General features: G+C 53.4%; 9 protein-coding genes. 3 read left to right on the top strand and 6 right to left on the bottom strand.

The annotated features are described in order from the left end of the window. Positions 1–324: 324 nt before the first annotated feature. From LQZ19_RS16540 to LQZ19_RS16520, 5 genes are all read right to left on the bottom strand, one after another. Positions 325–666, bottom strand: coding sequence for a P-II family nitrogen regulator (locus LQZ19_RS16540; RefSeq protein WP_411048795.1), 342 nt, complete (start codon positions 664–666; stop codon positions 325–327). Between the two features lie 13 nt (positions 667–679). After that, positions 680–2,062 carry an ammonium transporter gene (locus tag LQZ19_RS16535; protein WP_411048794.1) on the bottom strand — a complete coding sequence of 461 codons (1,383 nt, stop codon included), beginning with the start codon at positions 2,060–2,062 and terminating at the stop codon, positions 680–682. A 338-nt stretch (positions 2,063–2,400) separates the two neighbouring features. Continuing rightward, positions 2,401–3,984 carry a sigma-54 interaction domain-containing protein gene (locus tag LQZ19_RS16530; RefSeq protein ID WP_411048793.1) on the bottom strand — a complete coding sequence of 528 codons (1,584 nt, stop codon included), beginning with the start codon at positions 3,982–3,984 and terminating at the stop codon, positions 2,401–2,403. A 46-nt stretch (positions 3,985–4,030) separates the two neighbouring features. Next, positions 4,031–4,420 (bottom strand): outer membrane protein assembly factor BamD, encoded by a 390-nt coding sequence (locus tag LQZ19_RS16525; RefSeq protein ID WP_411048792.1) that lies wholly within the window; start codon positions 4,418–4,420, stop codon positions 4,031–4,033. A 62-nt stretch (positions 4,421–4,482) separates the two neighbouring features. Beyond that, complete coding sequence (locus tag LQZ19_RS16520; RefSeq protein ID WP_411048791.1) at positions 4,483–4,863, bottom strand: hypothetical protein; 381 nt, start codon at positions 4,861–4,863, stop codon at positions 4,483–4,485. 250 nt (positions 4,864–5,113) lie between these two features. Here LQZ19_RS16520 and argC point away from each other — a divergent pair, with 250 nt between their 5' ends. The 3 genes from argC to LQZ19_RS16505 all read left to right on the top strand — a co-directional run bounded on the left by argC (position 5,114) and on the right by LQZ19_RS16505 (position 8,450). Next, positions 5,114–6,262: an N-acetyl-gamma-glutamyl-phosphate reductase gene (argC, locus tag LQZ19_RS16515; RefSeq protein ID WP_411048790.1), complete on the top strand. Its 1,149-nt coding sequence runs from the start codon at positions 5,114–5,116 to the stop codon at positions 6,260–6,262. A 76-nt stretch (positions 6,263–6,338) separates the two neighbouring features. Further along, entirely contained in the window at positions 6,339–7,217 is an 879-nt protein-coding gene (gene argB / locus LQZ19_RS16510; RefSeq protein WP_411048789.1) for an acetylglutamate kinase, read from the top strand. A 36-nt stretch (positions 7,218–7,253) separates the two neighbouring features. Further along, entirely contained in the window at positions 7,254–8,450 is a 1,197-nt protein-coding gene (locus tag LQZ19_RS16505; protein WP_411048788.1) for an aspartate aminotransferase family protein, read from the top strand. Between the two features lie 55 nt (positions 8,451–8,505). On the opposite strand, the gene LQZ19_RS16500 is transcribed toward LQZ19_RS16505, so the two are convergent. After that, a partial coding sequence (locus LQZ19_RS16500) for an InlB B-repeat-containing protein (RefSeq protein WP_411048787.1) occupies positions 8,506–10,130 on the bottom strand: 1,625 nt, incomplete at its 5' end.

Below are 10,130 nucleotides of genomic sequence, written 5' to 3'. Positions count from 1 at the left end.
GGGAGTTATGCTGAAAAATGCTTTATCCTGAGGATCGATTTTTTTAAAATTCGTAGGAATTACATTGGTGGTGCAGCCACCGTAAACTTGGAGAATACTGTGGATACGAGCTGGAAAGACGTAGAGTAACTGAGACTTGTGGGGGCTCAAGCAGGATGGGAGCCTCACCGCAGGGTTGCCCTGGCAGTTATTGATGGTATTTCAGCAAAAAAAGCGGTACGGCACGGGCCAAAACCCGATACCGTACCGCCCTCTCAAACCTTGTCTTTTTACATCCGCCCGGCACAATTACTGTGCGCGGACGCCTTCTTTTTTATAATCCCTTTAACCTATTGCCACGGAACCGGTTTCGCCGGTTCGGATACGGATGCACTCTTCCACGGGAACGATGAAGATTTTTCCATCGCCGATTTCCCCGCTGCGGGCGCCGCGGATTATGGCATCCACCGTGGGCTTTACGAAGTTATCGTTCACCGCAATTTCAATGCGTACCTTCTTTAAAAGGTTTACTTCAATTTCAACACCGCGATACTGCTCGGTGTATCCCTTCTGCTGACCGCAGCCCATGGCGTTGGTAACAGAGATCTTGTAGACCTCGGCCTTGTACAGTTCCTGCTTAACTTCGTTCAGCACATGGGGCTGTATATATGCAATAATCAGTTTCATTTCTACCTCCTCCTTACATGTTACTGAAAATCTGGAAGCCCGCGTAAGCTTCCGACTTATGTTCGCTGCGATCGAGTCCTATGGCTTCTTCTTTGTTGCTGACCCGCAGTCCTACTGTTACCTTAATCAGGAGGAAGAGGATAAGACTGGTAATGGCCGCCCAGGCGCCTACGGATACAACACCAAGAGCCTGGATACCAAGCTGGCTGAATCCGCCGCCGTGGAGGACACCAACCGCAACGCCGTCCACCTGACCCCAGATACCGACCGCCAGGGTACCAAAGATACCGCAGACCAGGTGTACCGATGAAGCGCCGACCGGGTCATCGATCTTGAGGACCTTATCGATAAACTCGACCGAGAGAACCACGAGCACACCGGCGATAAGGCCGATGGCAATGGATGCGCCGGGACTTACCACAGCGCAGGGAGCGGTAATACCCACGAGACCTGCCAGAAGTCCGTTCAGTGTCATGGAACAATCGGGCTTCTTGAACCAAATCCAGGAGAAAAATAGCGCCCCGACTGCCCCTGAGGAAGCCGCCAGAAGTGTGGTAACGCAGACACGGGCAATATTAAGGCCGCTCCAGATTCCGCCATCCCCCACGGTTGCTATACTAGTCGAAGCGCCGTTGAAGCCGAACCAACCGAAGAACAGAAGCAGTACGCCGAGGGCCGCATAGGGAATATTATGCCCCGGAAACGCTTTAACTGAGGTTTTGCCATCCGGCCCTTTTACATATTTACCTACCCGGGGACCAAGGACCGCAGCGCCCATCAGAGCTGCCCAGCCGCCTACGGAGTGGACCACGGTGGAACCGGCGAAGTCGTGGAAGCCAAGGTTACCAAGCCATCCGCCGCCAGTTCCATCCGCTGCCGGAGCAGCCCATATCCAGTGACCGGAAATAGGGTATATAAACGCCGAAATAAAACAGGTATAAATCAGGTATGACTTAAACTTGGTCCGTTCCGCCATGGCGCCTGAAACGATGGTCGCCGCAGTAGCGGCAAAGACTACCTGGAAGAACCACGATTTGTAGAAGCCGCCGGAATCAAAGTCCAGTCCCATGGGACTATGGAAAAACTCCGAAGTGCCGATAAACCCGCCCTTATCCTTTCCGTACATAAAAGCCCAGCCTATGGCCCAATACACGATTGCGCCAAAGCAAAAGTCCATCACATTTTTCATGGTGATGTTGGTGGCATTTTTTGCCTGGGTAAGACCGGTCTCAACCAGGGCAAATCCCGCCTGCATGATAAAGACCAGGATTGCACCCAGGAACAGCCAAACCACATCAAGCGAAAATCCCAGGGATTCGATACTTTCCTCGGCAAAGAGGGAAACGCCCCCTATACACAGGGTCAGTATCAACAAAACAAACAACTTTTTTCGCACCTTTTTGTCCTCCTAATACGTTGCTACTGTATGTACAGCAAAAACCGTGCCAAGTTGAGAAAGAAACGGGGAAGATTTAACACGGAGGACACACAAAACACAGGACACAGAGAAAAACGAAGGACACGGAGGAAGATTTAACACAGAGGACACGGAGGAGACGCAGAGGACACAGAGGAAACGAGGAGGGATCGGGCAAAAATTATTCTTTTCTTCCCCTCTGTGTCCTCTGTGTTCTTCCTCTGTGCTCTCTGCGGTTTTTCTTCCTCTCTGTGTTTTTCTCAGAAATTCTAAATTATTACATTTTCTTACGTTTATGTATGCTTTATAGATCAATCCTACATTTTTGTCGTTCTGTAGAGGCGCCAATTGATACCGTAATGGTGGACCCGGAGGCCCATCTGCCGTTCGGTAATGCCAAGGCGGCGGGCGGCGGAGGCCATATTGCCGTCGGCGATTTTCAGGGCTTCCACGATAAGCTCTTTTTCCAAGCGGGAAAGGGCTGCTTCCAGGGTAGTGGTGGGCTCGGTGTTGGTGGAGGCCGCAGACTGCAGGCTGGGGGGCAGGTCGTAGGAGTGGATCACCTGGTCCTTGGAGAGGATCACCGCCCGCTCGATGGCGTTTTCCAACTCCCGGACATTGCCGGGCCAGGAATAGCTGGTGAGGAGGTCGATGGCGGGGGTGGATATGCGCTTGATGAGTTTGCCGTTCTTGGCGGCGTACTTTTCGGCAAAGTAATCCGCCAAGAGGACGATGTCGCTTTTCCGTTCCCGCAGGGGGGGGATCTGGATGGGAAATACGTTGAGCCGGTAGTAGAGATCATCCCGGAAACGGCCGGACTTAACCTCCTCCTCCAGGTTCCGGTTGGTGGCGGTGATGAGCCGGACATCTACCTTAATAGTGGAGGTTCCGCCCACCCGTTCAAGTTCCCGCTCCTGGAGTACCCGCAGGAGCTTTACCTGAACCTGGGGGGAAAGCTCCCCGATTTCGTCTAAAAACAGGGTCCCCGAATGGGCCAGCTCAAAACGGCCCTTACGCTGCTTGTCGGCCCCGGTAAAGGCGCCTCTTTCGTGGCCGAAGAGCTCGCTTTCAATAAGGCTTTCCGGGATGGCGGCGCAGTTGACCTTAATCAGAGGCGCCCCTACCCGCTTGGAGAGCCGGTGGATTTCTGCGGCGATAAGTTCCTTGCCGGTACCGCTTTCACCGGTGACGAGTACCGTGGCGTCACTGGGGGCCACCCGGGAAAGCATTTCGTGGACGGTCCGCATGGCGTTGCTGGTTCCGATGATCTCGCTTCCCGATATGATCCGGCCGCCGCTCTGGTCCCGGTTGATCCGCTCGTCCGGCGCCGCCATACCGCTGTTCTGGTGAAGCCGGAACTGTTCTTCGGTAATCCGTTCACGGAGTTTGGCGGAATCCGCAATTATGGAAGAAACTTTCTCCAGAAAAGTCCGGTCCCCGGTTATCCTGGTTTCCACATCCTCATCCCGGATACGCCGTTCCGCACTGAGGGTACCGATCACGGCGCCTCCGGACCGTATGGGTACGCAGTAGTAGGTAAGCCCTTCCATGTCTGCCTTAGCCCGGGTTTTAGCCCGGTTGAGGAAGTGGGTTTCCCGGGAAAGATCCGGGATGGTGATGGGGATGCCGGATTCAAAGACCCGGCCCACCAGGCCTTCTCCCAGACGGTAGATACCCCGTTTTTTTTCTTCGGCGCTTAAACCGTAGGCTTCCTCAACCTTGAGGAGGCCCGTGGCCCGATCCAGGAGGGTAACCATGCCCCAGGTCAAGCCCGCCCGTACTTCCAGGAGGCTTAGCAGGGGGCCCAGGGCTGTCCTGAGTTCAACGTGTTTATCGAAGGTTCGGGCTATATCGAAGAGGAGTTCCAACTCATCCCGTTCAGAAACGATTCCGGATTGCATGAAAAGATGATACTACGAATATGTAGGATTTACTAGCGATGTTCTATCATTTTTTCCGTTCATCGATCTTGGCGATAACAATATTGGCCAGAATCTTGTATTGGGGGGGAAGCAACTCCGCATCGGGGGCATCGTATCGGGCCAGGAGCTTTCTGAATTCGGACTCCGAAAGCTCATATTTTTTTTGTTTGTAATGGATAAAGGCGATCTCGTACTCTGCGATGCAGACATAGTCGTTGTTTGAGGGAAACCGTTCCAGTATAGCTTCGTAGTAGTTCAGGGCCTGATTATGCCGGTTCCGGTCCGAAGCTTCCTGGGCGCGCTGCACTATTTCTGCAGGGGCGGCAGTATCGGGGATGTTCACCGGCCCGGAGGAACAGCTTGAAGCCAAAATAACAAGAGAGGTAAGAAGAACAGCTAATTTTAGAAAACGCATATCTATTTTATACCACGGGGTACGGGTAAAAACAAGGCAGACGGACCACGCGGCGCCTCCTCCTACTCAGTACCTTGAAAGAGGACGTACAGTTCATCCTTTTCGGGGAGACTCTTTTTCAGTTCCCGGATATAGGTCTTGGTGTCGCCCATTTCCTCGTAGGTGTCGCAATTATCAAGATAGCGCCGGGTTATGGTACAGTACTTATAGAGCTTTTCTTCGCCGAGCTTCTTTTTCCACTTCCCGGCGGCGCAGCGGATACGGAGTACATACCGGTCATCGCCGGCGGATTTTGCCGGGACCAATTTACAATGGATACAATTGGCGCAGTAAATTTTTCCGGCATGAAAATCCTGCTCTTCCTCCGGATAGTCGTCCGCCGGATCAATGACCGTTTGAAATTTCTCCTCTTCCTGCTCCTCCACATCCGCAACCCGGATCATACGCTTACCACCTTTTTAATTTTTCTTAACTATGAATAAATACTCCAAAATATTACGGTTTTAGTCAATATGTATATATATTGACTAAAATAAAGATTTATGCAAATTTATACATATGAAAAAGCACCGGTACCGTCCCCGCATAATGGCGGGGCCTCGCTTTTAAGTTCCCCCCCTTGTATCTTTATAAGAAATTTATCGGTATTTTTTGAACGGGATATTATTTTTTGTCCCGATTAGGAGGTTCGCTTTGATCGTTGGCATTATCGGCGCCACCGGATATGCGGGCGCCGAACTGGTTCGGCTGCTCGCGGGACATCCCGGGGTAAGCGGGTTCGCCTTGGCTTCGGTGAGTCATGAGGGTGACCGGATTGAACATATTTATCCCAATTTCTTGGGAAAAATTGAGGCTACCCTGGTAAAACCGGAGGAGGCGATTTCCCGGTCCCAGGTGGTTTTTGCAGCCCTGCCCAGCGGGGTGGGGGAGCCCTTCGCTAAAGCTTGTATTGAAAAGAGTATCCCCTTCATCGACCTTTCTGCGGATTTTCGTTTTGATGATGATGAGGAAACCTTCGCCGCCTGGTATGGTAAATCATTTGTGTATAATGAATTACGAAACTATTCCGTCTACGGGCTCCCGGAACTGAACCGTTCCCGTATCAAGGAACTGGCTTCTGCGAAAAAGCTTATCATTGGTAACCCCGGCTGTTATCCAACCGGAGCTTCCCTGGGGGCCTTCCCCGCCCTGGCGAAGGGTATCGCGGGGCCGGGAACTATTATCGTAGATTCCGCTTCCGGGATTACCGGCGGCGGCCGGGACCCCAGCCGTTCCTTCCATTACCCCGAATGTGCGGATTCCCTGGCCCCCTACAAAGTAGGCGCCCACCGGCACACCCCGGAGATTGCCCGGAACTTCCAAGCCATGGCAGCCATGGCAGCCAGAGCTGTGTCTGTGCAGCAGGGGCCGGCGGTGATCTTTACTCCCCATTTGGCGCCCATGAACCGGGGTATACTCAGTACCATCTATATTCCCCTGGCGGAAGAATGGCGGCCCAAGGAAAGATCCGGCGCGTCCCGGCTATCCGGCGCCCCTCGGCCGCCTACAAAGGAGATTGAGGAAAAGGCCGGGGAGATACGCCGGGTATACGAAGATTTTTACAAGGACGAGCCCTTTGTCCGGGTCCTTCCCGCAGGGGTCATCGCCGCAAGCGGTCGGGTCCGGCAGTCCAACTTCTGCGATATATCGATTCACCTGGATCAGGCCGGTACGACACTCCTGGCGGTTTCCGCCATCGACAATATGGTTAAGGGCGCCGCAGGACAGGCGGTTCAAAATATGAATATCATCTTCGGCTTTGACGAAACCGACGGGCTAAAGACTATACCGGCTTTGTTTTAGGGTTGTGATTTGACCTGGGATTTGTCAAGATAAACGGAGACTACGGGTCTTCATAATAAAGAATGAGGAATGAGGAATGAGGGAATCAATAAATAACAACGACAGGGCGGAGGTGCTGGTCCATGCGCTGCCCTATATACAGGCCTACCAGGGTAAGACCGTGGTGGTAAAGTACGGCGGGAACGCCATGATCAACGCCGAGCTGAAAGCCGCGGTGATCCAGGACCTGATACTCATGAGCTGCGTGGGGATACGGACGGTGCTGGTCCATGGGGGCGGCCCGGAAATTGAATCCATGCTCAGCAGCCTGGGCAAGGAGAGCCGCTTCGTTCAGGGGCTGCGTTACACCGATGAGGAGACCATGGAAATTGTCCAGATGGTCCTCTGCGGCAAGGTGAACAAGGATATCACCGCGCTGATCCAGCAGGCCGGGGGTAAGGCGATGGGGCTTTGCGGTATAGACGGGGGGCTTCTTCTGGGGAGGCTCCTCAAATCCGCTGGGGAAGATCTGGGGCTTGTGGGGGAAATTGAAACCGTGAACGCCTCGATTCTGGAAACTGTGCTGGGAAGCGGCGCTATCCCGGTAGTTTCCTCCGTAGCCCTGGGTACCGGCGACGCAAAGGGGCATATCCTCAACGTTAATGCCGATACCGCCGCCGCCCAAATTGCCGTGGCTATTAAGGCGGAGAAGCTCATTCTGATAACCGATGTGCAGGGCATACTCCGGAATGTTCAGGACCCGGATTCCCTGATAAAACGGCTGCCCCGTTCGGAGCTTGAGAACCTGAAAAAACAGGGTGTGGTAAGCAAGGGGATGATCCCCAAGACCGAATGCTGCAGCCTCGCCCTGGACGGCGGGGTAAAGAAGGCCCACATCATCGACGGGCGTCTTCCCCATGCGCTGCTCATCGAGCTGTTCACCGACGAGGGTATCGGAACGATGATTGAAGCGTAGTACTATTGTTAATACCATTACTATAAGGGGGATACTATGAGCGATGTGTTTATGAATACCTACCACCGGTTACCCGTTACCTTTACTAAGGGCGAAGGATCATGGCTCACCGATACTACGGGGAAGCGCTACCTGGACTTTACCGCCGGGATTGCCGTGAACTGTTTGGGCCACGGGTACCCGGCTTTGGTGAAGGCCATTGCGGATCAGGCGGCGAAGTTCAACCATGTGTGCAACTATTACCAAAGCGATGTGAGCGCCGCCTTCGCAGAAAAGCTGGTGGCAGCCTGTTCCGCAGCGGGGATGAAGAAGCTGTTCCTGGGGAACTCCGGGGCGGAGGCCAACGAAGGGGCTTGTAAAATAGCCCGGAAATATTCCTTAAAGAAATACGGGGAAGGGCGGCATCAGATTGTGACCCTTAAGGGAAGTTTCCACGGCAGGACCATCACCACCCTGGCGGCAACCGGGCAGGATAAGTTTCATAAGGACTTCGGCCCCTTTACCGAGGGCTTCCTCTATGTACCCGGCGGAGACATCAACGCCCTGGACAAGGCCCTTGACAGAAATACGGTGGCGGGGCTTCTCATCGAGGCCATCCAGGGTGAAAGCGGTATCGTGCCCCAAACGCCGGAATATATCGCCGCCGCCGCAAAGTTTTGCGCCGAACGGGACATACTGCTCATGTTTGACGAGGTCCAGTGCGGGGTGGGCAGGGCCGGAACCTTCCTGGCCTGTGAAGCCTACCATGACGAGCATGGTTTAGGGATCAAACCCGACGTGGTCACCCTGGCCAAGGGCCTTTCCGCGGGTATTCCCGTGGGCGCCGTCCTGGCCGGGGAAAAGGCCGCCGATACCCTCGGGAGCAGCGATCATGGCAGTACCTTTGGGGGCAATCCCCTGGCCGCCGCCGCAGGATTGGTGGTTCTGGAAACCGTAAACAACCCGGCCTTCCTCAAAGAAATTGTCCGGAAGGGCGAGAAGATCAAAACCCAAATCGGCGCCTGGCGCCATCCTAAGGTGAAGGAGATCCGCGGCCGGGGCCTCATGATTGGCGTGGACATCACCGATGACGCCTGGCCGGTTCTGGAAAAAGCCATAGCCAGGGCGGACGCGAAAACCCCGGGGCTCCTGATCCTCAGCGCCGGGCCGAACACGCTGCGCTTCCTGCCGCCATATACCATCAGCGATGCTGAGATTGATCAAGGCTTAGAAATACTGAAGAGTTGCTTGTAGGGCAATTTAGCGATCCGGAAATGTTCTTCCGGATCGCTAAATCATCATCGGTGAATCAGGAGCCCGGGCTCCAATTGTCACCGCTTGCCAAGTGTGTCCAATCCGAAGCGGTAAAGTTTATTATTATATTATCAGAGGAGAATGAAATTTTTTCCTTTGATACATAATAATAGTTACCGCCGCCGCTGCCATCAATAAACACATAGTACGAACTAGTTCCTGTCCAATCTGAAGAGCTTAGACCGTCGGAATCAGCCTCTCTTATGCGGTGAAAAACCTTATTCCCATAGGCAATAGTATCAGATGCTCCAGCCACTATACCTGCCCGGAATTCTTCTTTACTGGTTTTTGAAGACGACAAATAAATTTTTATGAAAGCATTGTTCGGGAAACTGTTGAGCGTTATGGTCCTGTCCATTTTGTTCAATGTATAAGTACCTAAGGTCAAGGTATTGCCCGAAACTGTTGGCTCAAATGTTGTCAACGGTAAACTGGTTAAATTGTCTGACCATGTCTCTCCGCTATCTGTTTGATGGGTAATGGTCATGGTTGCACTATTACCGGTATAGACATAGGTCCCTTTTTGACCATATGGCTGGGGGGGGTAGTTGGTCAAGGTGAGATATTGCCATGCCGTTTCTGTAATAACAAGTGATATGTCCCGGTCATCCGGATCCGATCCGATTTTAATGTTACCGGTCCATATTCCTATAAAGGGATTGCCTCCCGCCGGATTCCATTTTGCGTGAACAGTAATATTACCGGTTACCGGGGTTGATTCATTAAACGCGGTGCTAAACGTGTCGTCATCGGTAAACCATCCCGCGAAGGTATTGCTGCCCTTTGTCGGATTAGCAGGTAAGGTTACGGTGGCCCCGGAACCTATTCCGGTTGCAGGCGCTACCGCCGATCCGCCGTTTGAGTTAAAGGTTACGGTATAGGTGGTCCCGGGTGTCCATTTTGCATAAACGATAATATTATCGGTTACCGGGGTTGATCCGTTAAACGCCGCGCTGAAGGTTTCGTCATCGGTAAACCATCCCGCGAAGATATTGCTATCCTTTGTCGGATTAGCGGGTAAGGTTACGGTGGCCCCGGAACTTATTCCGGTTGCAGGCGGTACCGCCGATCCGCCGTTTGAGTTAAAGGTTACGGTATAGGTAGCCGCTTCTATCACCGGGTTAACGCCGTTAATGGTCAGCACGTCCGAAAGATTGCCCGCCGCATCCACTACAATGATATAGGCTTTGTACTGCGTGCCTGCCGTAAGGCCGGTAACAGCAATGGTGTTTGCCCCAACGCTGACCGTCGCCGAGCCCGCCACTGCCGTACTGTCCGGCGTCTTTACCGCCGCCGCGTTAGGGGAGGCGATGTTTGACGGCATCACCACATAGAATTGGGTCCCCGCTTCATTGGAGCTAAAGCTGAGGGTTGCGGTGGTTCCGTTCGCAGAGGACAGGTTGCTCACGGCGCCATTGCTTAATGCCGGGGCGGTGGTGTCGTCACTGGGACTGTTTCCCGGGCAGCCGAGAAGAAAGGCGGCCAGGATAATCAGTAGGGGAAAAAGGAGTAGCTTAAATCGTTGGGGGGGGGGGGGGGGGGGGGAAAAAAAAATTACCCCCCCCTTGGGGTTAGGGGGGGGTTTTTTTTTAAGGGGGTTTTTTGGGGGGTCTCTTTTTT

This window comes from Treponema primitia (genome assembly GCF_046533075.1).
In the GTDB taxonomy this organism is placed as follows: domain Bacteria; phylum Spirochaetota; class Spirochaetia; order Treponematales; family Breznakiellaceae; genus Termitinema; species Termitinema primitia_B.
This window is presented reverse-complemented; position numbering and strand designations above follow the sequence as displayed.